Below are 23,934 nucleotides of genomic sequence, written 5' to 3'. Positions count from 1 at the left end.
GCTCGCTGTTGCATGATGGCGGGCATGACGGAGACCCCGCACCCCCTGTACGACAGGCACGCCGACACCCTCAACCGAGCGCTGACCGCCATCACGGAGCGCGGGTACTGGTCCGCCTACCCCGAGTCGCCCAGCCCACGGGTGTACGGCGAGACCGCCGCCGCGGACGGCAAGGCGGCGTTTGAGGCGTACCTGAAGGCCGACTTCCCGCTCGACCAGCCGGGTGACGGGCAGACGGTCGCCACCGAGGTCAGCCCGTTCGGCGTGGAGCTGGACGTGCGCTACCCGCACGCCACCGCCGACCAGCTGGTGGCCGCCGCCTCCGCCGCCCTGCCGGCCTGGCGGGACGCGGGCCCGCAGGCCCGGGCGGGCGTCTGCCTGGAGATCCTCGACCGGCTGCACCGGAACGTGTTCGAGCTGGCCAACGCGGTGCAGTTCACCAGCGGCCAGGCGTTCGTGATGGCCTTCCAGGCCGGCGGCGCGCACGCGCTGGACCGGGCGCTGGAGGCGATCGCCTACGCGTACGCCGAGATGACCCGCCACCCGGCGACGGCCGGCTGGGAGAAGGCCGCCGGCAAGGGCGACCCGCTGCGGATGACCAAGACCTTCCACGTGGTGCCGCGCGGCGTGGCGCTGGTGATCGGCTGCAACACCTTCCCGACCTGGAACTCGTACCCGGGGCTCTTCGCCTCGCTGGCCACCGGCAACCCGGTGATCATCAAGCCGCACCCGCGCGCGGTGCTGCCGCTCGCGATCACCGTGAAGTACGCCCGGCAGGTGCTCGCCGAGGCCGGCTTCGACCCCAACCTGGTGCAGCTCGCGCCGGAGGCGCCGGGCGAGAAGCTTGCGTCGGCCCTGGCGCTGCACCCGGCCGTGAAGATCGTCGACTTCACCGGCTCCACCGAGTACGGCGACTGGCTGGAGGCCAACGCCCGGCAGGCCGCCGTCTACACCGAGAAGGCCGGCCTGAACACGGTGGTCATCGACTCCACCGACGACTTCGTCGGAATGTGCCGCAACCTGGGCTTCACGCTCACCCTCTACAGCGGCCAGATGTGCACCACCTCGCAGAACCTGCTGATCCCGCGGGACGGCATCGAGACCGACCAGGGGCACAAGAGCTTCGACGAGGTGGCCGCCGGCATCGCCGGGGCGGTCGGCAAGCTCACCGCCGACCCGGCCCGCGGCGTGGAGCTGACCGGCGCGATCGTCAACGACGGCGTGCTGGAGCGGCTGGAGGAGGTCACCAAGGTCGGCGAGCCGGTGCTGGAGTCGCGGACCGTCGAGCACCCGTCCTTCCCCGGCGCCGTGGTGCGTACGCCGACCATCGTCAAGCTGGACGCGGCGGACACGGCGACCTATTCGCGGGAGTGGTTCGGGCCGATCTCGTTCGCCATCGCGACCGACTCGACCGCGCACAGCCTGGACATCCTGCGCAGCACGGTGGGGGAGAAGGGCGCGCTGACCGCGGGCGTCTACTCCACCGACGAGGCGGTGCTCGACGCGGCCGAGGGGGCGGCGATCGACGCGGGGGTGCACCTGTCCTGCAACCTGACCGGCGGGGTCTTCGTCAACCAGTCGGCGGCGTTCTCCGACTTCCATGGCTCGGGGGCGAACCCGGCGGCGAATTCCGCGCTGACGGACGGGGCGTACGTTTCGAACCGGTTCCGGATCGTGCAGTCGCGCCGGCACGTCTGATCCTGTTGCTGTTGGGGTTTCCGGGGCAGGCCACCTCGCTCCGGGCGATCAGGCTTGATCCCCTCCGCGAGGCGGCCTGCCCCGGAAACCCGTCCGCGTCACCCTGAGCGCACCGCTTCGGCCAGGGTGTTGATCTCAGGGGCGCTGCCTTGGGTCAGGTCCGCGGTCAGCGGGTGGTCTCCGGGGGTGACCGCCGTGGGATGGGCCCTCGGTCAGCGGGGCGGGGTCTAGGCGGGGCGGCGCATCTGGAGTTCCCTGAGGGCGGGGATCTTGGGGTGTGGGACGCGTACACCGGTGTCGACGAAGCCGAGCTTCTGGTAGGCCCGGTAGGCGCGGTCGTTGCCGACCACCACCTCCAGCATCAGCTCGGGGCGGCCGCAGGCGCGGGACCAGGCGGCCACCTCGTCCACCAGCGCGCCGAGCAGCCGGTTGCCGCGCCAGGCCGGCGTGACGTAGACGGCATAGATCACGGTCAGCCCCGGCTCGCCCGGCACGACCGTGCCGCCGGCGTGGCCGACCAGCCGACCGCCCGGATCGGCCACGAACTGGGCGGTCACCGCACCTTCGGCGACCGAGGCGATCCGGGCCGCGTAGTCGGCGTGCGGCCGGGCGGCGGCCTCGGCGACGGTCTCCATGAACGCCAGCGGCGAGTCGGCGAGCATCTCCAGCCGGAGCGCCCGCATCCGCGCGGCGTCCTCGGCACGGACCCGGCGGACGGTCGCGGTGCGGGCCATGGTCGTGATCGGCGCGCTGCTCATGTCGCCTGCATACCGGACCAGGCACCGTCCCTGCCCGCCGGGGTCGAGTGCTGGCCCGAATATGCCCGATTTGGGGTCGTGCGCGGTCGTCACGCCTCGTGTAGCGTGCGATTTCGGTCACCGATTCAGCGGTCGTCACCGATCCGCCGAAACGGGTGGTCCGCCGGTGCCGGTCCGCCGGTCTCCGGGTTGTGGAACGCCGCGCAGAGTGAGGAAGTGCACCGTGGCACAGGGCACCGTCAAGTGGTTCAACGCCGAAAAGGGCTACGGCTTCATCGCCGTCGACGGCGGGCAGGACGTCTTCGTCCACTTCTCCGCGATCGAGATGGACGGCTACAAGGCGCTGGACGACGGCCAGCGGGTCGAGTTCGAGATCGCTCAGGGCCAGAAGGGCCCGCAGGCGGAGCGGGTCCGCGTCATCGCCTGACCCCGTCGCCGCCCGACCGGCGGCCTTTCCACCCGATCAGGGGCTGCGGTGCCGGCGTGCACCGTGAAAGATCATGAGCCGTTCCAGCCGCCACGCTGAGGAGGGTTCATGTCCGACCAGCCCCCGTCGGGTTCCACCGAGCCGGTCCCCCCGGCGTCGTCCGGTCCTCCGGCCGACCCGACCCGGTCGACGTCGCCGGCCCACGAGCCGGCCTCGACGCCGGGCCACGCGGGCGAACCGGCCACAGCCGGACAGTCCACCCCGACAGCGCCGGGTGTGCCCGCCCAGCCCACCGCCGGTTACCCGGCCACGCCGGCGCAACCCGGCCAGCCCGGGTTTCCGGTGGCGCCCGGCCAGCCCGAATATCCGGCGGTGCCCGGCCAGTTCGGCCAGCCCGGGCATCCGGCGGTGCCCGGCCAACTAGGCCAGCCCGGGTATCCGGTGGTGCCGGCCGAGCCCGTGGCAGCCGCGCCGCCCGGCCAGCCGGTGCCCGGCGACTATGGCCAGCCGGTCGTGCCGGGCCAGTTCACGCCGCCCGCGCCGCCCGACCAACCCGCCGTGCCAGGCCAGCCCGGGTACGCCGTGCCGGGTCAGCCGGAGTATGGCGTGCCCGGCGGGCAGCCCTGGGGGACGTACCCGACGGATCCGGCCGGGCCGGCGGCGGGCTGGGTGTGGCCGGCCGCGGGCGGACCGGTGCCGGCCGGCGCCTGGCCGGGTGCCCCCATGCCGGGCCAGCCGTACGGCTGGTATCCGGGCGCGGACCCGGGTGACCCGCTGGTCACGCCGCCGCACGCGGGCATCGGCGGCTGGTTCGCCCGGTGCAGCGGGGCGATGCAGCGCGGCTGGCGTCAGTTGCTGCCGATCATGCTGCTCACCCAGACGCTCCCGGCGGCGGTGATCTCGGTCCTCACGCTCGTCCTCGTCCCGGCGGTGGAGCCCACCACCGCGCCGGACGGCGCGCCGGTCCTGCCGGACGGCTACTTCCAGGACATCTTCGCCCTCTACGGCCTGATCCTGCTGGCCGCCCTGATCTTCGGCCCGCTGCAGAGCGCGGGCTGGGCCGCGGGCACCTGGGTGGTGGCCCGCCAGGCGGCCGGCGAGCCGGTCGGTGTCGGGGCCGCCCTCCGGTACGGGTGGCGCCGCGCCCTGGGCGTCTGGGGCTGGACCATTGTCGCGACCCTGCTGATCTCGGTCGGGTTCTGCCTCTGCGTGCTGCCGGGGATCTACGCGGCCTTCGCGGTCGCCCTGTTCGGTCCGGTCTACCTCTTCGAGCGGCAGGAGCCGATCGGCCGCGCCTTCCGGATGTTCCACCAGCGGTTCGGGATGGTGCTGGGCCGGGTGGCGCTGGTCGCGGCGGCGGTCATCGTCGGCTCGCTGGTCGGCGGGATCATCGAGGGCGTCGGCCAGCTCCCGTTCGGGGTCGATCCGATGTCCGCCCCGGGTACGGCGGCCGGCGCGGTCGCGGTGTCCCTGGTGGCCGCCGTGCTGGTCACCCCGGTCTACCTGGCGCAGCTGGTCGGACTGGTCGTCACGTACGCCGAGCAGCGGGCCCAGGAAGGCCCGGTGAACGCCGCCCGACTGGCCACGGAACTCGGCTGAGCGGGGGCATCGTGCTTGCACTCGGCTAGGGAGAGTGCTAAACAGGTCATTGGCACTCGCGTACGTTGAGTGCCAAATGGTCGGGGCGGTAGGGCCACGGCCACGCCGGTGTCTCGATGGCGCCGGGGTGGCACGAGGCCGGTCGTCGCGGGCTATCCGGCCCGGCCGGCGGACGTCGTCGTCGCCAGGTGGCGGCGTCCCAAGGTGCGTACACCAGGCGGCCCATCCGGGGGGCACCCCCGCGGGTGGCCCGTGAGTGTCCAGGAGGACAACGCCGTATGGCCAAGATGATCGCGTTCGACGAAGAGGCGCGCCGCGGCCTCGAGCGGGGCATGAACCAGCTCGCCGACGCCGTGAAGGTGACCCTCGGCCCCAAGGGCCGCAACGTCGTGCTCGAGAAGAAGTGGGGTGCCCCCACCATCACCAACGATGGTGTGAGCATCGCCAAGGAGATCGAGCTCGAGGACCCGTACGAGAAGATCGGCGCCGAGCTGGTCAAGGAGGTCGCGAAGAAGACCGACGACGTCGCCGGTGACGGCACGACGACGGCGACCGTCCTGGCCCAGGCCCTGGTTCGCGAGGGCCTGCGCAACGTGGCCGCCGGTGCCAACCCGATGGCCCTGAAGCGGGGCATCGAGGCCGCCGTGGCCAGCGTCTCGGAGGAGCTGCTGAAGCTCGCCAAGGACGTGGAGACCAAGGAGCAGATCGCCTCCACCGCCTCCATCTCGGCTGGTGACACCAGCGTCGGCGAGATCATCGCCGAGGCGATGGACAAGGTTGGCAAGGAAGGCGTCATCACCGTCGAGGAGAGCAACACCTTCGGCCTGGAGCTGGAGCTCACCGAGGGTATGCGCTTCGACAAGGGCTACATCTCCGCGTACTTCATGACCGACCCGGAGCGTATGGAGGCCGTCTTCGACGACCCGTACCTCCTGATCGTCAACAGCAAGATCTCGTCGGTGAAGGACCTGCTCCCGATCCTGGAGAAGGTCATGCAGTCGGGCAAGCCGCTGCTGATCATCGCCGAGGACATCGAGGGCGAGGCCCTGGCCACCCTGGTGGTCAACAAGGTCCGGGGCACCTTCAAGTCGGTCGCCGTCAAGGCGCCGGGCTTCGGTGACCGCCGCAAGGCCATGCTCGCCGACATCGCCATCCTCACCGGTGGCCAGGTCATCAGCGAGGAGGTCGGCCTCAAGCTCGACGCCGTGGGCCTCGACATGCTGGGCCGCGCCCGCAAGGTCGTGGTGACCAAGGACGAGACCACCATCGTCGACGGCGCCGGCGACGCCGAGCAGATCCAGGGCCGGGTCAACCAGATCCGGGCCGAGATCGAGAAGAGCGACTCCGACTACGACCGGGAGAAGCTGCAGGAGCGTCTGGCCAAGCTGGCCGGCGGTGTTGCGGTGATCAAGGTCGGCGCGGCCACCGAGGTCGAGCTGAAGGAGCGCAAGCACCGCATCGAGGACGCCGTCCGCAACGCGAAGGCCGCCGTCGAGGAGGGCATCGTCCCGGGTGGTGGCGTCGCGCTGGTGCAGGCCGGCAAGACCGCCTTCGACAAGCTGGACCTGACCGGCGACGAGGCGACCGGCGCCCAGATCGTCAAGATCGCGCTGGACGCCCCGCTGCGGCAGATCGCCGTCAACGCCGGCCTGGAGGGTGGCGTCGTCGTCGAGCACGTCCGCAACATCGAGGCGGGCCACGGCCTCAACGCTGCGACCGGCGAGTACGTCGACCTGCTCGCGTCGGGCATCATCGACCCGGCCAAGGTGACCCGTTCCGCGCTGCAGAACGCGTCGTCGATCGCCGCGCTGTTCCTCACCACCGAGGCCGTCGTGGCGGACAAGCCGGAGAAGACCCCGGCCGCCCCGGCTGGCCCGGGTGGCGGGGACATGGACTTCTGAGTCCAGCTCCACCAGCACGCCGAAAGGGGGTGGGCCGCGTCAGCGGTCCGCCCCCTTTCCGTGTCTCACGTCGGCAGCCGCCGCTGGTTCCGCCGCTTGTGCGCCCGTTCGTACGGGGGTGGGATGCGGATCGGCTCGTCCACCAGTTGCAGCGGTTCGTCGCCGGACGGCTCGTCGACGCCGGCCATCTCCACCAGTTGCTCGGCGTCGCCGTAGTCGAGCCGGTCGAACGGCAGTTGGCCGGAGACCTCGCCGACCGGGTGCCAGCTCGTGGGCTGGTCATCGGTCCGTTCGTCGTCCGTGGTCATGGCTGCCTCCTTATGACTCGACCGTAGGGGGCGGTCAATGGCCACGGGCCGGAATGGCATTATTAGCGTCTATGCACTTTTCGCCCTATTAGTCATTCTTGTCCGGCCAGCGCTTTCCGGTACAGAAAGAAGACCCGCTCGATCCGGGCCCCCGCCGCGTTCGCATAGAACGGCACCGGACCCACCCAGCCGATCTGCGCCGTGCCGATTCCCGCCGCCGCCTGGTCGCGCAGGCAGCGCCGGAGCAGCACTCCGCCGATGCCCGAGCCCTCGGCCGCCGGGGCCGTGCCCATCGGCCCGAACCAGCTCGGCCGGGACGAGCCGTAAGCGGCGAAGCCGAGGATCTCGCCGTCCCGTTCGGCCAGGTGCGTCCCCGCGTCCGGCCGCCCCAGCGAACCGGCCAACTCGCCGTCCCATGCCCCGCCGAAGGTGGACCGGGCGAACGCCGCCAGCGCCGGCAGGTCCGCCGGCTCGGCCCGGCGTACCGTGACGCCCTGGTCGGCCAGCCGGCGTTCGGCGGGTTCCGTGGTACGCAGCGCCGGCGCGCCGTCGGTCAGGTCCGCGGTCATGTTCCACGCCGTACGGTCCTGCCGGTAGCCGAGCCGCAGCGCGAGGCAGACCGCCGGGGTGTACCGCACGTCGATCCCCGGCCAGGCGTAGTACGGCGGATTCCCGGCGAGCAGCAGCTCGGCCGCGCCCAGCCCGGCGAGCCGCCGTTCCGCCTCGGCCAGCAGGGCCCGCCCGACGCCCCGGCGCCGTTCCCCCGGCGCCACCGCCAGCAGGTCCACGTGGCCGAGCCGGGGGTCCCGTCCGGATCGCGATCCGACCAGCACCCCGATCAGCTCGGTGCCGCGTACCGCGCCGAGCCGCAGCACCGGCCGGTCGGCCGCCGCGCGGGCGGCGAGGGTGTCCACGATGGCCGACGCCTCGGCCGCGTCCTCGGGCAGGTCGAGGGCCCGCCGGCAGAGGTCGACGACCGCGGGCAGGCGGTGCGGGCCGAGTTCGATGATCTCCGCGTCCATGGTCGCCGACCCTAGGTCATCCGGCGGCCGTCCGGCACCGCCCGACCGGCCGTCGACCGGAGACCCGCCGTCAGGATGCGGCCCCGGCCCGCTGCGCGGCGCGGACCGCCGCGTACGCGTCGACCAGGCCGGCGCCGATCTCGTCGGCGGGGCCGCCGCAGCGCGCCGCGTCCGGTGGTACGCCGGCCGGGGCGGCGGTGTCGAGGAGGATCCGCCGGGTCCGGGCCAGATCGCCGACGAGCGCGGGATTCGCCGACCACATCAGCGCCACCACCCCCGCCACCTGGGGCGTCGCCATCGAGGTGCCGTCCAGGGTGGTCCAACCGCCCCCGGGGAACGCCGACAGCACCCCCGCACCGGGCGCGACCAGGTCCGGCTTGGCGACGCCCCCGGCGGCCGGTCCCCGGCTGGAGAAGCGGGTGAGCTGCCGGTCCCGGTCCACCGCGCCGACCGTCAGCACGTCCGGGTACGGCGCCGGCGGGTCGGACACCGAGCCGCAGTGCGGGCCGGTGTTGCCGGCGGCGGCCACCACCAGGATGCCGGCCGCGGCCAGCGCGGCGGTCGCCGGCCGCAGCGCACCCGGGTCACAGCCCTCGATCGGTGGGCAGCCCCAGGAGTTGGTCAGCAAATCGGGCGCGCGCTGCGGCCGGCCATCGGTGAACGGGTTTCCGCCCGGCGGGAACGGGGCCAGCATGAACTGGAGGCAGTCGAGGTAGTGGGCCGGGCTGCCCAGGTTGCGGTCCAGGTTGACGCAGGCGACCCAGTCCGCCCCGGGGGCCACGCCGATCCCGCCGCGGCCCACCGCGCTGCCGACCGTGTGGGTGCCGTGACCACCCCGGTCACCCGGCGTGCGGCGGTGCTCCCACGGGTCGTACCAGGAGTCGTCGCCGCCGCGGAAGCCGGCGGCCAGCGCCGGGTGTCGGCCGTCCACTCCGGAGTCGGAACTGCCCACCACCACGCCCGTGCCGGTCACGCCCAGCTGCGACCAGACCCGGTCGGCGCCGATCAGGGACACGTTCCAGACCGGACCGGTCGGCGCCGGCTGGTTGCCGCGCGCCGGGGGCGCCGCCGCCGGCAACGGGCGCAGTCGCTGGCTGACCAGCACCCGGCCGACCTCCGGCCGCCCGGACAGCCAGGCCCGCACCTCCGGCCCGCCGTCCGTCTCGATGGCGTTGACCAGGTAGTACGGCGTCGGGTGCAGGCGCAGCCGGCTCAGCTCGCGGCGTAGGTCGCCCTGGGTCCGGTCGGCGGTGGCCACCAGCCGCCGATACACCTCGGCCGCCCGTGCGTTCCGGCCGGCCCGCCCGGGCGCCGTCGGGATCCCGGTCAGGTCGGCCTGTTCGCGCAGCACCACGAACAGCCGCTCGCCGTGCAGGCCGGGTTGGCCGGGGACGAGGTACACCACGGCCACGGCGGCGAGCAGCGCCGCGGCGGTCAGCCCGGCCGCGCCCCGGCGCGGGGCGCGGGCGCGGGGCCGGGCCAGCAGCACCCCGTACCCGACGGCGAGCAGGACCGCGACGGCGAACGCGGCGCCGGTCCCCACCGCCACCCAGTACGGCACGTCGCGGCTGGCGGCCAGCAGGACGGTGATCTCCTCCGGGTCGGTGAACGCCAGCGGCCCGAGCAGCGCGAGGCCGACCAGCCAGCGGACCGGACGGCGGCCGGCTGGCCGGCCCGCACGCCGGGCCGCGACCTCCAGCGCGCCCAGCACGACGCCGAGCGGCGGCAGCAGGAACAGCGCCGGCAGTTGCGCCCCGGACTGCCCCGCCGCGGCGGCCAGCAGCGCCAGGGTGACGCCGGCGACCAGCCCGCCCACCAGCACCAGCCGGACCGGCCGGGGCGGCGCGCCGACGGCGAACCGGGCCCAGAAGGCGGCGTCGAGCAGGGCCGCCGCGAGCGCGCCGAGCGCGGCGGCGGCGAGGGCGGCGAGCAGCGTCTCCAGCGCCCCGCCGAGCGCGCCCACCCAGGCCCAGGGCAGCAGCACGGCGAGCCCGGCGGCGACCGCGAGCAGGGTCGCGGCGTCGAACCGCCGCCCGCCGGCCGGCCCACCGCCACCCGCCGGCGCGTGGGCCGAGCCCGGCGGCCCGCCGACCGGGCCAGCCGGGCCGTGCTCCGGGCCCGCCGCCGGCCCGCCCCGGCCGGCTACGAGGGGGGCGGGCGCGGCCTCCGCACGGCCGCGCGACAGCCGGCCGACGACCAGTGCGAGCAGGGCGGCCGCGGCGGCCAGCGCGGCCAGGTACGCCTCCTCGTGCACCGGCGGCACTGTCCGCAGCAGGGTCAGCGCGCCGAGCGCCAGCGTCCCGGCCAGCCAGGCGCGGCCGGTGGCGCGGACCGCCGGGGACCGGGGCAGCAGCGCCAACGCGAGGGTGGGCGCGCCCACCAGCAGCACGCTGGCCAGCGCGACCACCGGCCAGGCCAGCACCGCGCGGGGCAGGCCGGTGGTCAGCACCACCTGGTCGACCAACCAGCCGGCGACCTGGCTCGGCACGGTCACGAGAACGGCCCAGGCGCCGGTGAGCACGGCGGCGACCACCGGCCACGGCCCGGGTTGGCGGGGAGCGGGAGCCGGCGGCGGGACCGGGGCAGCGGGGGGACCGACGTCCATGACCATCACCGTACGGCCCGGGCGGCACGTGTCGTCGAAGCGCGCGGACGGTTACGGTGGACGGGTGCGCGACCCGAACGTGTCCCGATCCGTGGCCGGTCAGCTCTCCGCCGAGCGCCGCGCCGACGACCTGCGCCGACTCCGCGCCGAGCGCTTCGACGTGCTGGTCATCGGCGGTGGGGTGACCGGGGCGGGTGCCGCCGTCGACGCGGCGTCCCGTGGGCTCAAGGTGGCCCTGGTGGAGGCGCGGGACTACGCCGCGGGCACCTCCAGCCGGTCCAGCAAGCTCATCCACGGCGGCCTGCGCTACCTGGAGCAGCTGGAGTTCCACCTGGTCCACGAGGCGCTGACCGAGCGAGGGCTGCTCGCCACCCGGCTCGCCCCGCACCTGGTGCGGCCGGTGCCGTTCCTGGTGCCGCTCCCCGCCGAGGGCGGGCCGCGGGACCTGCCGAGGCGGTTCTTCCGCCGGTCGTACTACGGCGCCGGGGTGGCCGCCTACGACGCGTTCGCCGGGGTGTTCGGCGGCGGCCGTGGCATGCCGCTGCACCGGCACCTGACCCGCGAGGGCGCCCGCCGGGTCTTCCCGAGCCTGCGCGCCGACCAGCTGGCCGGGGCGATCCGCTACTACGACGGGCAGGTCGACGACGCCCGCCTGGTAGTGACGCTGGCCCGGACGGCGGCCAGCCTCGGGGCGACCGTGGTGACCAGCGCCCGGGCGGTCGGGCTGCTCCGGCAGGCCCGCGAGGTCACCGGGGTCCGGGTCCGCGACCTGGAGGCGCCCACCGGCTCGCCGGACGCCGAGTTCGAGGTACGCGCCCGCACGGTGATCGCCGCGACCGGGGTGTGGAGCGACGACATGTCGCGGATGCTCAACGACGTCGGGCTGCGCCCCGGCCTGCGGGTCCGGGCCTCCAAGGGCGTGCACCTGGTGGTGCCCCGCTCGGCGATCACCGGCGAGGCCGGGCTGATCCTGCGGACCGCCACCAGCGTGCTCTTCGTCATCCCGTGGGGCGGTCACTGGATCATCGGCACCACGGACACCGACTGGCGGCTGGACCGGTCCCACCCGGCGGCCACCGCGCGGGACATCGACTACCTGCTGGAGCAGGTCAACACGGTGCTGGACCGCCCGCTCACCACCGACGACATCGAGGGCGTGTACGCCGGGCTGCGCCCGCTGCTGGCCGGCGAGGCGGACTCCACCTCGAAGCTCTCCCGGGAGCACGCGGTGGTCGAGCCGATGCTCGGGCTGCTGCTGGTGGCCGGCGGCAAATACACGACGTACCGGGTGATGGCCTCGGACGTGGTCGACCGGGCGGTGCACCGGTTGGGCTGGACGCGCCCGTCGCGTACCGCCGACCTGCCGCTGCTCGGTGCCGACGGGTACGCGGCGATGTGGCGGGACCGGGCCGACCTGGCCCGCCGGCACGGGGTGCCGGTCGGCGTGGTCGAGCACCTGCTGGAGCGGTACGGCACGCTCACCCTCGACGTGCTCGCCCTGGTCGGCACCGACCCGCTGCTCGGCTCGCCGCTCGCCGGGGCCCCCGAATATCTGGCCGCCGAGGTGACCTACGCGGCCCGCGCCGAGGGGGCGCTGCACCTGGAGGACGTGCTGACCCGGCGTACCCGGATCTCCATCGAGACCAGCCACCGCGGCCTGGAGTCGGCGGAGCACGCCGCGGAGCTGATGGGCGCGGTGCTCGGCTGGGACGAGGCGACCCGGGCCCGCGAGGTCGCCCACTACCGGGCCCGGGTGGAGGCCGAGCGGCGGTCGCAGGCGATGCCGGACGACGTGGCCGCCGACGCGGCGCGGCTGGGCGCCCCGGACGTCCGCGGCTTCGCGGCGGACCGGGGCGGGGACGAGCTTCCGTCGTCCCCACGGTGACCAGCGGGTAACGTCGCTCCGGAGGGTACCGGCGCTACCTATGGAAGTGTAGGTTCCCTGCGTGCTTCGTCCATCATGGTCGCGCGTTCTCCCCGTGTCCGCCGGCGTCCTGCTGGCGACCGCCCTGACCGGCTGCTCGCTGATCGGTCCGGCCGAGGGCGCCACCACGCCGGACGCGGGCCAGGCATCGAGCGCCACCACGGACGCCCGACGCGTCTCGCTGGTGCAGCGGCTGGGCATCGACGGCCCGGTCCGGACGCTCGACGTGGACCCGAGCGGGCGGTGGCAGTGCCGGGACTGCGCCGGTGACGGGGTCGAATCGACCGGGTCGCTCAACCCGGAGCAGACGCGGCGGTTGCAGCGGATGCTCGCCGACCCGGCCCTGGCGCAGGAGACCGACGAGGCCCGCCGCTACAAGCAGAGCTGCATCGACGCGTTGACCTCCACCCTGCTGATCCCGCCGGGGCTGACCATCACCTCGCAGGACTGCCCGGGCGAGGAGAAGCCGCCGGTGGCCAACCGGATCCTGCTGCTGCTCACCCAGGTCACCCCGGCCGAGGACAAGGGCTGAGCGTCAGAACACCTTGCCGGGGTTGAACAGGCCGGCCGGATCGAGCGCCTGCTTGATCGCCTGGTGCACCCGGATGCCCACCGGGCCGATCTCCCGGGCCAGCCAGTCCCGCTTGAGCAGCCCGACGCCGTGCTCGCCGGTGCAGGTGCCGCCGAGCTCCAGCCCGAGCCGCATGATCTCGTCGAAGGCCCGCCGGCCGCGCGCCACGCTGGCCGGGTCGGCCCGGTCGACCACGATGTTCGGGTGCATGTTGCCGTCGCCGGCGTGCCCCACCACGCCGATCGGCACGCCGCACTCCTCGGCGATCCGGGCCACCCCGTCGAGCAGGGCCGCCAGCGCGCCGCGCGGCACCGCCACGTCGTCGATGACCAGGCCGCCGTTGCCGGCGGGGAAGGTGTCGGCGGCGAACTTCTCCATCGCGGGGTGGGCCAGCCGCCGAGCCTGGAGCAGGGCCGCCGCCTCCGCCGCGTCGGTGGCCGCGTAGACCTCGTCCGCTCCGGCCGCCGTGCACACCTCGGCGATCCCGGCCAGGTCGTCCGCCGCCCGCCCGCCGGTGTCCACCGCCGCCAGCAGCAGCGCCTGCGCGTCGGTCCGCAGCCCCATCGGCCGGTACGCCTCGATGGCCCGCAGGTGGGTGTGGTCCAGCAGTTCCAGCAGGCTCGGGGTGAGCCCGCGCTCGGCGATGCCGGCGACCGCCGTGCCGGCCGCCGCCGTGGTGGGGAAGACCGCGACCAGGGTCAGCGAGTCCTCCGGCGCCGGCCGCAGCGAGACGGTCACCTCGGTGATCACGCCGAGGGTGCCCTCGGAGCCGACGAAGAGCCGGGTCAGGTCGTAACCGGCGACCCCCTTGGCGGTGCGCCGACCGGTGCGCAGCACCTCGCAGGAGGCGAGCACCACCTCCAGGCCGAGCACGTACTCGGTGGTCACGCCGTACTTGACGCAGCACATGCCGCCGGCGTTGGTGGCCACGTTGCCGCCGATGGTGGACGACTCCCACGAGCCCGGGTCCGGCGGGTACCACAGCCCCTGCTTCGCCACCGCGTCGGCCAGCGCGGCGTTGACCACGCCCGGCTGCACCACGGCGATCCGGCTCACCGGGTCGATCTCCAGGATCCGGTCCATGGCCACCGTGCTCAGCAGCACCGCACCGTCGACCGCGTTCGCCGCGCCGGCCAGCCCGGTCCGCGCCCCCTGCGGCACCACCGGTACGCCGTGCCGGGCCGCCGCCCGGACCACCGCCACGACCTCCCCGGTGGTGCGCGGGCGGACCACGGCCAGCGGCGTACCGGCCGTGCAGAGGTCGGCCTCGTCCCGCTCGTGGGTGCGGAGCAGGTCCGGGTCGGTCAGCACGGCGGCGTCGCCGAGCGCGGCCCGCAAATCGTCGAGGAGGGGGATGGCGGCCATGCCGGGAAGGCTAGGTCGTGATCGTCGTGATCATCAACCGGGCGTACCGTTGGTCGCCATGCTGTACCTGGACCGGCCGGCGGTGCCCTCGCGGGGACGGCTCTGGTCGCACCTGATCAGCGACGTCTCGTACGCGGAGCTGCACGCCTTCGCCGAGGCGCTGGGCGCGCCCCGCCGCGGCTTCGACCGGGACCACTACGACCTGCCGGCGGAGCGGTTCCCGATGGCCGTCTGGCTCGGCGCCCGGGTGGTCCCCTCCCGGGACCTCGTCCGGCTGCTGCGGGACGCCGGACTCCGCCGCCCCAAACACCTCACCCGGCCTGCAGGGTCGCGAGTTCCCGGGTGAGGTTGGCGCGGGCCGGGACCTCCCAGCGGGCGTGCGGCTCGGGCAGGCGGTAGAGGGCGGGCAGGGCCAGCAGGCCGGCCAGCACCGCCGCCCGGCCGGCGCGGAAGTCCGGGTCGGGGACGTGGGCGTACTCGCGCCGGACGGACGCGGCGTAACGGTCGTACCCCTCGGGCGGGGCGGCCAGGACCGCCAGGTCGGCGTCGCAGAGCAGGGCGCCGTCCGGGTCGTCCGCCCGCACCGCGTGCCCGGCGGTGAGCAGCACCAGCCGGCGTACCTCGGCCACCGCGTCCGGCGGCAGCCCGAGCCCGGCGAGCAGGTCGCCGGCCAGCTCGGCGCTGGCCCGCTCGTTGGCGTCCCCGCCAGCCCGCGGGTCGTACACCGCGTCGTGGCACCAGGCCGCCAGCCGGACCAGCTCCGGCCGCCGCGCCTGCCCGGCGTACGCGTCGACCACGTCCAGCACCGCCCGCAGGTGCGCCACCGTGTGGTAGTGCCGATGCGGCTCCCGCCACCCGGCCAGCAGCCGCGCCCCGGCGCGCGCCACGGCGGCCGGATCGGCCGCCCCCGCCGCCCGGGCCGCGTCCTGCCACCGCTCGATCAGCTCCTCCACCCGGTGCAGTCTGCCCCACCATCGGCGAGAAGGAGGATTCACCGGGTGCGGACCGGGTAGTCCCGGCCATGGCCGGGGCCCGGGACCGACGACTGCCGTTCCTGCGGCGTAAACGGCTGCGCGAAGGGCTGGTCGACGTCGACGGGGCCCGGATCGCCGAGGCGATGGACGAGCTCCGCCACCGGAGCAAGGCCACCTGGCACGACCGGCTGCACCGGGTGCGTACCGCCGCCGGCCTCGCCGTCCAGGCGGGTCTCGCCGCTGCCCTGGCCTACCTGGTCTCCCACCGGCTGCTCAAGAACCCGCAACCGGTGTTCGCGCCGATCTCCGCGGTGGGCACCCTGGCCGCCTCCGTCGGCCAGCGGTTCCGCCGGACCGTGGAGCTGATCGTCGGAGTGGCCATCGGGGTGGCGCTCGGCGACGGCCTGGTCTACCTCCTCGGGACCGGTGCCTGGCAGCTCGGTCTGGTGGTGACCGCGGCGATCCTGCTGAGCATCTTCGCCGGGGCGAGCGTGGCCGTGGTGATCCAGGCGGCGGCCACCGCCGTGCTGATCGTGACGCTGAGCCCGTCCACCAAGAACCTGGAGGTGCCACGCTTCATCGACGCGTTCGTGGGCGGGAGCATCGCGCTGATCGTCACGGCGATCCTGCTGCCGCTGAACCCGTTACGGGTGATCAACCGGGCCGCCCGGCCGGCGTTGGACCTCCTCTCCGATCAGCTCGACGCCTGCGCGGAGGCGCTGCGCAGACGGGACCGGAACGCGGCGCAGCAGGCGCTGCTCCGGCTCCGGGAGAACAAGGAGGAGCTGGCCGCGCTCTCCGAGGCGATCGAGGGCGCCAAGGAGACCGCCACCATCTCGCCGGCCCGCTGGCACCGGCGCAGCGAGCTGACCCACTACGCGGAGGCGGCCGACCCGATCGACCGAGCGATGCGCAACAGCGGCACCCTGATCCGTCGCTCGGTCACCCTGATCGAGGACGAGGAGCCCATCCCCGAGCCGATGCCCGACGCGATCGCCCACCTCGCGGAGTCGGTCCGCGTGCTGCGGCACGAGTTCTCCGCGGGACAGGAGCCGCAGAAGGCCCGGGAGCGGTCGCTGCGTGCGGTCAGCGAGGCCAGCCGGGCGTACGCCGAGGGCGTGGGCTTCTCCGGCAGCGTGGTGATCGCGCAGGTCCGCACCGCGGCGAGTGACCTCATGGTGGCCTCCGGCATCGACCAGGAGGAGGCGAACCGGCTGATCCGGCAGGCGTTCGGCGAACGGGAGCAGCGGGCGGCCAGCCAGCCCGACCAGGGCGCGTCCCCGCCCCCCACCGCACCCCCGGTCGGCTGACCCGCCCCGGTGGTCGGGGCGGCCGGTCAGGGGAGGGTGGCCAGCGCGGTGAGGAGGGCGTCGACCTCGGCGGCGGTGCTGCCGAGGCCGAGGCTGGCCCGCAGCGCGGTCGGCGGCAGGTCGCGCCGGCCACTGCGCGCGGCCGCCTCGGCGAGCAGCCGACGGGCCAGCGGGTGGGCGCAGAAGAGCCCGTCCCGGACCCCGATCCGGTGCGCGTCGGCCAGGTGGGCGGCCACCTCGGCGGAGTCCCGCCCGGCGACCACGAAGGAGACGATGCCCACCCGGGGCGCGTCCGGCCCGAAGGTGCGCAGCTCCACCACGTGCGGCAGGGCTGCGATCCCGGTCCGCAGCCGGGTCAGCAGGGCCTGCTCCTGGGCGTGCAGCGCGTCCCGGTCCGCCTCGGCCAGCGCGGTGCAGACCGCCGCGAGGGCCACCGCGCCGAGCAGGTTCGGGGTGCCCGCCTCGTGTCGGGCCGGCCCGCTGGCCCAGCGCACCTCGTGGGTGGCCGTGCCGACGTGGCTGGTGGCCCCGCCGCCGACCAGGTACGGCGGGGCCGCGTCCAGCCAGTCGCCGCGCCCGACGAGCACGCCCGCCCCGAACGGGGCGTACAGCTTGTGCCCGGACAGGGCCAGGTAGTCGACGTCCAGCGCGGCCAGGTCCACCGGGACGTGCGGGGCGAGCTGTGCCGCGTCCACCAGGATCCGGGCGTCGTGCCGGTGCGCCACCCGGGCCAGCTCGGCCACCGGCCAGCGTTCCCCGGTCACGTTGCTCGCGCCGGTCACCGCGACCAGCACCGGCAGGCCCGGCCGGCTCTCGGCACCGGCCGGCGGCCGCGACCGCCCGGCCGGCGTACCCGACCCGGTGGCGGTGCCGCGGCGCAGCTCGGTGAGGGCGGCGTCGAGGGCGCGGACCGCCTCGGCGGGGCTGGCCGGCACCGGCAGCCGGACCGAGCCACGCGGCCAGGGGAGCAGGTTGGCGTGGTGCTCACCGGCGAAGGTGACCACGGTGGTGCCGGCGGGCAGCGCCCGGGCCAGCAGGTTGACCGCGTCGGTGGTGTTGCGGGTGAAGATCAGGTGATCGTCCGGGCGGGCGCCGAGGAAGTCCGCGACCGTCTGCCGAGCCCGCTCGTAGGCGAGGGTGCAGCGCCGCGACAGCGCCCCGGCGCCGCGGTGCACGCTCGCGTACCAGGGCAGCAGCTCGGCCACCGCGTCGGCCGCGGCCTGCGCGCACGGCGCGCTGGCGGCGTGGTCGAGGTTGATCTCTCCGGGTACGCCGAGCACGCCCAGCGGGTCCGGCCGGGTCGGCGCCGGCAGCGAGGGCAGCGAGGGTACGAGGGTGACGGTCATGCCGGAATCTCCCGGGTCCAGGGGACCCCGGGGTGGGCTACCGGGACGGGGTCCGCGCTTGCCCAGCACGCGGTTCGGGCTGGGCCCGGTCATCACCCGGGGCACCCCACCGCGAACTCGACGAGGGTTGCCGGCCAGCAAGCCGGGGCTTGACGCTGGCGCTCGTGACCTGCCCCGCAGCATAGCGGGCCGGATGCGGCCGGACCAGAGGGGCACGGGTGACTACGCTGACCGCATGGCCGACACCCCGCCCGGCGGCGCCCTGCCGCCGCCGTCCGCGCCCGCCCTCCCGCCGCCGGGGTCGTCGACCCCCCGGATGCCGCTGCGCCGGCTCGGCTGGCGGCGGATCCTGGCGCTCGCCGCGGTGGTGCTGCTGATCGCCGCCGGCGTGGTGTTCATGGTCTTCACCCTCGGCGAGAGCCTGGGTGCCGAGGCCCTGCTGGTCGGCGTGGTCGCGGCGATCCTGCCGGTGCCGGTGCTGGTCTCCTGCTTCCTCTGGCTGGACCGGTACGAGCCGGAGCCGCTGAAATACCTGATCTTCTGCTTCGCCTGGGGCGCGTTCGTCTCCACCGCCATCTCGCTGCTGGTCAACGAGACCGGCGCCCGGCTGTTCAAGGACTGGGGGCTGCCGACGGCGCTGACCGCCGTGCTGGTCGCCCCGTTCATCGAGGAGTTGACCAAGGCGGCCGGGCCGATCTTGCTGCTGATCTTCCGCCGCCGGGAGTTCTCCGGGATCACCGACGCGCTGGTCTACTGCGGGCTCTCCGCGGTCGGCTTCGCCATGGTGGAGAACATCCTCTACCTGGGCGGATACGGCTACCGCACCGGCGTCGAGGAGTACGGGCCGGCCACCGGCGCCCAGCAGGTGATCGCCATCTTCATCGTGCGGATCCTGCTCTTCGGCTTCGCCCACCCGCTGTTCACCTCGATGACCGGGGTCGGGCTGGGCGTCGCCGCCCGTACGGCCGACCGGCGGATCCGCGTCCTCGCCCTGATCGCCGGCCTCCTGCTGGCGATGATGCTGCACGGCACCTGGAACCTGCTCCCGTCGCTGGCCGCCGCCACCGGGCAGCCGATCATCGTGCTGTACGGCTACATCGGCGTGATGGTGCCGATCTTCTTCGGCATGGTCGGGCTGGCCATCTGGCTGCGGGCGTGGGAGGGGCGGCTCACCGAGCGCATCCTGCCGGACTACGTCCGGGCCGGCTGGCTCACCCCACCGGAGGTGGCGGCGCTGGGCAGCCTCGGGCGGCGGCACGCCGCGCGTACCTGGGCCCGGCGGGTGGCCGGCGACGGCGGGGTGAAGGCGATGCGGGGCTACCAGTTCGCCGCCACCCGACTGGCGCTGCTGCGCGACGGGATGCGCCGCGGGCTGGACCGGAAACCGGCCGAACGGGACCGGACCTTGCGGGAGGAACGGGAGCTGCTGGACGCGATCGCCGCGTACCGGGCGTTCTTCGTGGGTCGGGACCCGCAGGCCCCGGTCGGGGTCTGGGACGGGCAGCGCTACCACCTGCGGTTCCCGGACGGCTCGCAGCGCCCGGTGGCGGCTCCGGACGAGCCCGTGGTGCCGATCCCGGTGGTGCTGACCCAGCCGCCGCCCCCGCCCCACCCGGGCGCCTACGGCCCACCCGGCTGGTACGGCCCGAGAACCGCCGCGCCCTGGCCCCCCGGCGCCTGACGGCGCCCACCGGCTGGTCCGGCCCGAGAACGCCGCGCCCCGGCGCCTGGCGGCCTCGTCCGGCCGAGCGTGGGGAGGGTCAGGTCATCACGCTGGTGAGGAAGTCGCCGAGACCCTGGGCGATGGCCATCAGGACGGCGCCGATCGACTTGAACAGTTGCGCCGCGCCGTCCGGCCGGAACGCCATGAAGAAGATCAGGAAGCCGACCGCTCCCACGATCAGCAGCTTCTTCAGGAATACCGGCATGGTCCCTCCCCAGGGCGCTGGTGGTTGCCTGGCTTCCCAGCGGAAAGCGGCGCAAACGGCACCCCGGGGCGGGCGGTTACAGGTAGAGGCCGGTCGATCCGGTCGGCTCGTTCTCCACCCGCTCGGCGGCGACGGCGTGCACGTCCCGCTCGCGCAGCAGGACGTACGCCCGCCCGTGCAGCTCCACCTCCGAGCGGTCGTCGGGGTCGAAGAGCACCCGGTCGCCGGCGACGATGGAGCGCACGTGCGGGCCCACCCCCATCGCGGTCGCCCAGGCCAGTCGCTTGCCCACGGCCGCGGTGGCCGGGATCACGATGCCGGCGGTGGAGCGGCGCTCACCGTCGGCGCCCTCCGTACGCACCAGTACGCGGTCGTGCAGCAGGCGGATCGGCAGGCCGGAGTCGAGGTTCTGGTCGGCGGTCACGCGAAGACGCTACCGCGTGCCCCGGAGTTGACCGTCGGCGTGGTTGATCGGGGCGCGACACGGGCAATGTGTGGCGATCTCGCCCTAGGGTGGGACGGACGGACGTATCCTGTCCCCCCTGTGCGTGGGCGGACCAGATTTGCGGGAGGTGCGCTTGAGCCGCTTCGAGCGGATGCGCAGACGGCTCCGCCGTGCATACGAGTCCGGTCGCCACTCGGCGCGGGCCGGCCGGACCGACCCCGACCACGCGCCGGGGGAGTCGGGGGCCGCCTCGCCGTCCACGCCGGGCCCGGCCGCTCCCGCTGCGGCGACGGTGGTCGGGGTGGAGCCCCCGGCCGCCCTGCACACCTCGACCGGTAGCCGCGACGACGCGGAGGTGCCGCACGCGATGCGGATCGCCGCCGCCTGGTCCTGGCGGTTGATCGTGATCGGCATCGTGGCCTGGTCGCTGCTCAAGATCATCGGCACCATCCGCATCGTGATCATCCCCCTGGCGATCGCGCTGCTGCTCTCCGCGCTGCTCGCGCCGGCGGTCGGCTGGCTGCTCAAGGCCCGCTTCCCGCGGTCGCTGGCGACCGGGGTGGTGCTGGTCGGCGGCCTGGCCGCGGTCGTCGGCACGCTCACCCTGGTGGTCAACGAGTTCATCCAGGGCGTGCCGGAACTGAGCGACAAGTCGTCGCAGGGCGTCCGGCAGATCCAGAACTGGCTCAAGACCGGCCCGCTGCACGTGTCGGACAGCCAGATCAACCACTACATCGACGAGGCGCAGACCTGGATCAGCGGCAACTCCAAGACGTTCACCACCAGCGCCCTCTCCGCCACGGCCACGCTGGCTGAAGTGCTCACCGGCACCGTCCTGGTGCTCTTCGCGACCTTCTTCTTCCTCCGCGACGGCAACAAGATCTGGCGGTTCCTGGTCCGGCTGCTGCCGGTGGCCGCCCGGTGGAAGGTCGACGACGCCGGCCGGGCCTCCTGGTCGACGCTGGGCGCGTACGTCCGGGCCACCGTGCTGGTCGCCTTCATCGACGCGGTCGGCATCGGCATCTTCCTGGTCGTCTTCAACATCCCGTTCGCCTTCCCGCTGGCCGCCCTGGTCTTTCTGGGGGCGTTCATCCCGATCGTCGGGGCGGCGCTCTCCGGTGGGGTGGCCGTGCTGGTGGCGCTGGTCGACAGCGGCCCGGTGACCGCGTTGATCATCCTCGGCGCGGTGATCGGGGTGCAGCAGCTGGAGGGGCACGTGCTCCAGCCGCTGATCATGGGGCGGGCGGTCGCCATCCACCCGCTCGCCGTGATCATCGGAATCGCCGCCGGGGTGGTCCTCGCCGGCATCGCCGGCGCGCTCGTCGCGGTGCCGCTGATCGCCGTGCTCAACACCGCGATCCGCCGGCTCGCCGCCCGGACCGTGCCGGACACCCCACCGGACGCCGTGGTGGTCGCCTCCCAGGCCCCCTGACCCACCCTGTCCCGCGCCACTCCGGGTGCCGCCCGGCGCGGCCGCCCGGCCGGAGGCCGCGACCTGGCCGAGGGCGGTGCGGAGGGCGCCCGCCGCACCCGGAGTGGAGCAACGCCGGGATCAGGACTTGCCGAGGCGTTCCAGCGCGCCCCGGGCCACATCGGGCCGGGTGGTGTACCAGAACGGCGGCAGCGAGCGCCGCAGGAACGGGCCGTAGCCCCGGGCGGTCTCCAGCCGGGAGTCGAGCACCGCCACCACGCCTCGGTCGCCGGTCGCCCGGATCAGCCGGCCGACGCCCTGCGCCAGCCGGACCGCCGCGATCGGCACGCTGACCGCCGCGAAACCGGAGCCGCCGCTCGCGTCCACCGCGGCCGCCCGGGCCGCGGCGAGCGGCTCGTCCGGCCGGGGGAAGGGCAGCCGGTCGATCACCACGAGCTGGCAGGCGTCACCCGGCACGTCGACCCCCTGCCAGAGCGACATCACCCCGAACAGGCAGCTCTCCCGCTCCTCCCGGAACCGGCGGACCAGCAGCGGCAGCGCCTCCTCGCCCTGCAGCAGCACCGGCAGGTCGGTCCGCGCGCGGAGCAGCTCCGCCGCCTGCTGCGCGGCCCGTCGCGACGAGAAGAGCCCGAGGGTACGCCCACCGAGCGCGCCGACCAGCGCCAGCAGCTCCTCGCCGGCCGCCTCGGGCAGCCCGGAGACGCTGGGCCGGGGCAGGTGCGCGGCGACGTACAGGATGCCCTGCCGGGCGTAGTCGAACGGCGAGCCGACGTCGAGCGACCGCCAGCCGGGTCCGTCGGTGGCAGGCACGGTGCCGACCGCGGCGCGGCTGCCCGCGGTGCTCGCGACCGGCGCGGCGGCGGTGCCGGTGCGGCCGGCGGCGGCCGCGCTGGCCAGCGCGGCGGCGGCCGGGGAGGGCGGGGCGGGCGGCGGCGCCTCCAGCCCCAGCGCCCGGGCGACGGTGTCGAACCGGCCGCCCAGCGCCAGCGTGGCCGAGGTGGCGACCACCGTGCGCTCGTCGTACAGGTGGGTGGCGAGCGTGCCGGCGACCGAGAGCGGCGCGACCACCAGCGCCCGCCGGCTGCCGTTCTCCGGCCTCTCCACCCAGGCGACGTCGTGGTCGGCCTCCTCCAGCAGCCGCTGCGCGGTGGTGGAGAGCTCGTCCAGCACCGCCTTCGCCTGCTGCTTGCGGACCGGGTCCGGGTCGTCGGCCTTGACCTCGCCGATCGCCTCCAGCGCGGCCCGGGTCGCCGCGTCGAGCAGCGTGCACGCCTCCCGGAGGGCCGGCGGCAGGCCGGCGGTGAGTCGCCCGGCCGGTGCCTCGGCCAGCCCCACCGCGAGGGCGTCGCCCGCTTCGGTGAGCCGCTCGGCGACCTCCGGGCGGAGCAGCGGCCGGGCCCGGCGGGCGGACCGGTCGATCAGCTCGGGGACCAGCTCCGCCTGGGCGGCGGACGACACCCGGTCCGCCAGCTCGTGCGCCTCGTCCACCACGAGCAGCTTGTGCGGCGGCACGATGTGCCGGCCGGCGAGCATGTCGACGGCGAGCAGGCTGTGGTTGGTCACCACGATGTCCGCCTCGCGGGCCCGGGCCCGGGACGCCTCGGCGAAGCACTCCTGGCCGAACGGGCAGCGGGTGGCGCCCACGCACTCCCGGGCCGGCATCGAGACCGACCGCCAGACCTGGTCGTCGACGCCCGGGTCGAGCTCGTCCCGATCGCCGGTGGCGGTCTCCTCTGCCCAGTCGCGCAACCGCTGCATCTGCTTGCCCAGCCGGCCCGCCTCGCCGAGCCACTTGGTGCCGCCGCCGGGCCGGGGCGCGTCGAAGAGGGCCTCCTCCGGCTCGTCCTCGACCGAACTGTCCAGCCGGGCCAGGCAGAGGTAGTGGTGCCGGCCCTTCAGCACGGCGAAGGTGGGGCGGCGGCGGAGCAGCGGCTCCACCGCGTCGGCCAGCCGGGGCAGGTCGTGGTCGACCAGCTGGGACTGCAACGCCAGGGTGGCGGTGGAGACCACCACCGGGCCGTCCACGGTCAGCGCCGGGGCCAGGTATGCCAAAGACTTGCCGGTGCCCGTGCCGGCCTGGACCAGCAGGTGCTCGCCGGAGGCGATGCTCCGCTCGATCGCCTCGGCCATCTGCTGCTGGCCGGGTCGCGCCGCGCCGCCGGGGACCGCGCCGACCGCCGCGGCCAGCAGCTCGTCGCCGCTGGGCCGGGTGCCCCGACGTTGCTTTCCGACGGTGGGACCGGTGGCGGTACGGGGCGGGGTCACCGTGCGACCGTACCCGCCGCGGCCGACGGCGGTCCCGCCCATCCGGCCGCGTGGCG

At 74.8% G+C, this 23,934-nt stretch carries 20 protein-coding genes and 1 riboswitch; of the genes, 10 read left to right on the top strand and 10 right to left on the bottom strand.

Annotated features, from left to right (window positions below; translation table 11 throughout):
* Positions 1 to 24: 24 nt before the first annotated feature.
* Positions 25 to 1,698 carry a phenylacetic acid degradation protein PaaN gene (gene paaN / locus ACY34I_RS09440; protein ID WP_462754217.1) on the top strand — a complete coding sequence of 558 codons (1,674 nt, stop codon included), beginning with the start codon at positions 25 to 27 and terminating at the stop codon, positions 1,696 to 1,698.
* A gap of 227 nt (positions 1,699 to 1,925) precedes the next feature.
* Here paaN and ACY34I_RS09435 read toward each other — a convergent pair whose 3' ends face one another.
* The gene (locus tag ACY34I_RS09435) at positions 1,926 to 2,456 is read right to left on the bottom strand and encodes an N-acetyltransferase family protein (protein WP_462754216.1); all 531 of its coding nucleotides are present in this window, start codon (positions 2,454 to 2,456) and stop codon (positions 1,926 to 1,928) included.
* Positions 2,457 to 2,679: 223 nt separating this feature from the next.
* Between ACY34I_RS09435 and ACY34I_RS09430 the strand changes: the two genes are divergently transcribed.
* From ACY34I_RS09430 to groL, 3 genes are all read left to right on the top strand, one after another.
* Positions 2,680 to 2,883 carry a cold-shock protein gene (locus ACY34I_RS09430; protein WP_013288855.1) on the top strand — a complete coding sequence of 68 codons (204 nt, stop codon included), beginning with the start codon at positions 2,680 to 2,682 and terminating at the stop codon, positions 2,881 to 2,883.
* A 108-nt stretch (positions 2,884 to 2,991) separates the two neighbouring features.
* Entirely contained in the window at positions 2,992 to 4,482 is a 1,491-nt protein-coding gene (locus tag ACY34I_RS09425; protein ID WP_462754215.1) for a hypothetical protein, read from the top strand.
* Positions 4,483 to 4,760: 278 nt separating this feature from the next.
* Positions 4,761 to 6,383, top strand: a complete 1,623-nt coding sequence (gene groL / locus ACY34I_RS09420) for a chaperonin GroEL (RefSeq protein ID WP_148793233.1) — start codon at positions 4,761 to 4,763, stop codon at positions 6,381 to 6,383.
* A gap of 65 nt (positions 6,384 to 6,448) precedes the next feature.
* Here the strand turns inward: groL and ACY34I_RS09415 are convergent, their stop codons facing one another.
* The 3 genes from ACY34I_RS09415 to ACY34I_RS09405 all read right to left on the bottom strand — a co-directional run bounded on the left by ACY34I_RS09415 (position 6,449) and on the right by ACY34I_RS09405 (position 10,324).
* Entirely contained in the window at positions 6,449 to 6,691 is a 243-nt protein-coding gene (locus tag ACY34I_RS09415) for a hypothetical protein (protein ID WP_148793234.1), read from the bottom strand.
* Between the two features lie 92 nt (positions 6,692 to 6,783).
* Complete coding sequence (locus ACY34I_RS09410) at positions 6,784 to 7,713, bottom strand: GNAT family N-acetyltransferase (protein ID WP_462754214.1); 930 nt, start codon at positions 7,711 to 7,713, stop codon at positions 6,784 to 6,786.
* A 70-nt stretch (positions 7,714 to 7,783) separates the two neighbouring features.
* Complete coding sequence (locus tag ACY34I_RS09405) at positions 7,784 to 10,324, bottom strand: S8 family serine peptidase (protein WP_462754213.1); 2,541 nt, start codon at positions 10,322 to 10,324, stop codon at positions 7,784 to 7,786.
* Positions 10,325 to 10,397: 73 nt separating this feature from the next.
* Between ACY34I_RS09405 and ACY34I_RS09400 the strand changes: the two genes are divergently transcribed.
* Positions 10,398 to 12,203 (top strand): glycerol-3-phosphate dehydrogenase/oxidase, encoded by a 1,806-nt coding sequence (locus ACY34I_RS09400; protein ID WP_148793697.1) that lies wholly within the window; start codon positions 10,398 to 10,400, stop codon positions 12,201 to 12,203.
* A 94-nt stretch (positions 12,204 to 12,297) separates the two neighbouring features.
* A complete protein-coding gene (locus ACY34I_RS09395; protein WP_462754212.1) occupies positions 12,298 to 12,774 on the top strand; it encodes a hypothetical protein in 477 nt (158 codons plus the stop codon).
* A 3-nt stretch (positions 12,775 to 12,777) separates the two neighbouring features.
* Here the strand turns inward: ACY34I_RS09395 and ACY34I_RS09390 are convergent, their stop codons facing one another.
* On the bottom strand, positions 12,778 to 14,178 hold the full coding sequence (locus ACY34I_RS09390) for an FAD-binding oxidoreductase (protein ID WP_462754211.1): 1,401 nt from the start codon (positions 14,176 to 14,178) through the stop codon (positions 12,778 to 12,780).
* 58 nt (positions 14,179 to 14,236) lie between these two features.
* On the opposite strand from ACY34I_RS09390, the gene ACY34I_RS09385 reads away from it, so the two are divergent.
* Positions 14,237 to 14,524: a DUF4031 domain-containing protein gene (locus ACY34I_RS09385; protein WP_462754210.1), complete on the top strand. Its 288-nt coding sequence runs from the start codon at positions 14,237 to 14,239 to the stop codon at positions 14,522 to 14,524.
* Here the strand turns inward: ACY34I_RS09385 and ACY34I_RS09380 are convergent.
* Positions 14,490 to 15,131, bottom strand: a complete 642-nt coding sequence (locus ACY34I_RS09380; RefSeq protein WP_462754209.1) for an HD domain-containing protein — start codon at positions 15,129 to 15,131, stop codon at positions 14,490 to 14,492. The genes ACY34I_RS09385 and ACY34I_RS09380 overlap by 35 nt on opposite strands.
* A 68-nt stretch (positions 15,132 to 15,199) precedes the next feature.
* Here ACY34I_RS09380 and ACY34I_RS09375 point away from each other — a divergent pair, with 68 nt between their 5' ends.
* Positions 15,200 to 16,462 carry an FUSC family protein gene (locus ACY34I_RS09375; protein ID WP_462754208.1) on the top strand — a complete coding sequence of 421 codons (1,263 nt, stop codon included), beginning with the start codon at positions 15,200 to 15,202 and terminating at the stop codon, positions 16,460 to 16,462.
* A gap of 26 nt (positions 16,463 to 16,488) precedes the next feature.
* Here the strand turns inward: ACY34I_RS09375 and ACY34I_RS09370 are convergent, their stop codons facing one another.
* The gene (locus ACY34I_RS09370; RefSeq protein ID WP_462754207.1) at positions 16,489 to 17,808 is read right to left on the bottom strand and encodes an aminotransferase class V-fold PLP-dependent enzyme; all 1,320 of its coding nucleotides are present in this window, start codon (positions 17,806 to 17,808) and stop codon (positions 16,489 to 16,491) included.
* Positions 17,809 to 17,857: 49 nt separating this feature from the next.
* Positions 17,858 to 17,978, bottom strand: a riboswitch (SAM riboswitch).
* Positions 17,979 to 18,001: 23 nt separating this feature from the next.
* Here ACY34I_RS09370 and ACY34I_RS09365 point away from each other — a divergent pair.
* Positions 18,002 to 19,489: a PrsW family intramembrane metalloprotease gene (locus ACY34I_RS09365; RefSeq protein WP_462754206.1), complete on the top strand. Its 1,488-nt coding sequence runs from the start codon at positions 18,002 to 18,004 to the stop codon at positions 19,487 to 19,489.
* Between the two features lie 79 nt (positions 19,490 to 19,568).
* On the opposite strand, the gene ACY34I_RS09360 is transcribed toward ACY34I_RS09365, so the two are convergent.
* Together ACY34I_RS09360 and ACY34I_RS09355 are read right to left on the bottom strand one after the other, a co-directional pair.
* A complete protein-coding gene (locus ACY34I_RS09360) occupies positions 19,569 to 19,736 on the bottom strand; it encodes a hypothetical protein (protein ID WP_462754205.1) in 168 nt (55 codons plus the stop codon).
* Positions 19,737 to 19,812: 76 nt separating this feature from the next.
* Entirely contained in the window at positions 19,813 to 20,160 is a 348-nt protein-coding gene (locus ACY34I_RS09355; RefSeq protein WP_462754204.1) for a GroES family chaperonin, read from the bottom strand.
* Between the two features lie 172 nt (positions 20,161 to 20,332).
* Between ACY34I_RS09355 and ACY34I_RS09350 the strand changes: the two genes are divergently transcribed.
* Entirely contained in the window at positions 20,333 to 21,613 is a 1,281-nt protein-coding gene (locus tag ACY34I_RS09350; RefSeq protein WP_462754359.1) for an AI-2E family transporter, read from the top strand.
* A 120-nt stretch (positions 21,614 to 21,733) separates the two neighbouring features.
* On the opposite strand, the gene ACY34I_RS09345 is transcribed toward ACY34I_RS09350, so the two are convergent.
* On the bottom strand, positions 21,734 to 23,920 hold the full coding sequence (locus ACY34I_RS09345; RefSeq protein ID WP_462754203.1) for an ATP-dependent DNA helicase: 2,187 nt from the start codon (positions 23,918 to 23,920) through the stop codon (positions 21,734 to 21,736).
* Positions 23,921 to 23,934: the final 14 nt, after the last annotated feature.

Source organism: Micromonospora sp. RTBAU3-60 (assembly GCF_054963695.1).
The sequence above is the reverse complement of the archived record's forward strand: the minus strand, read 5'-3'. Positions and strand labels throughout refer to the sequence as shown.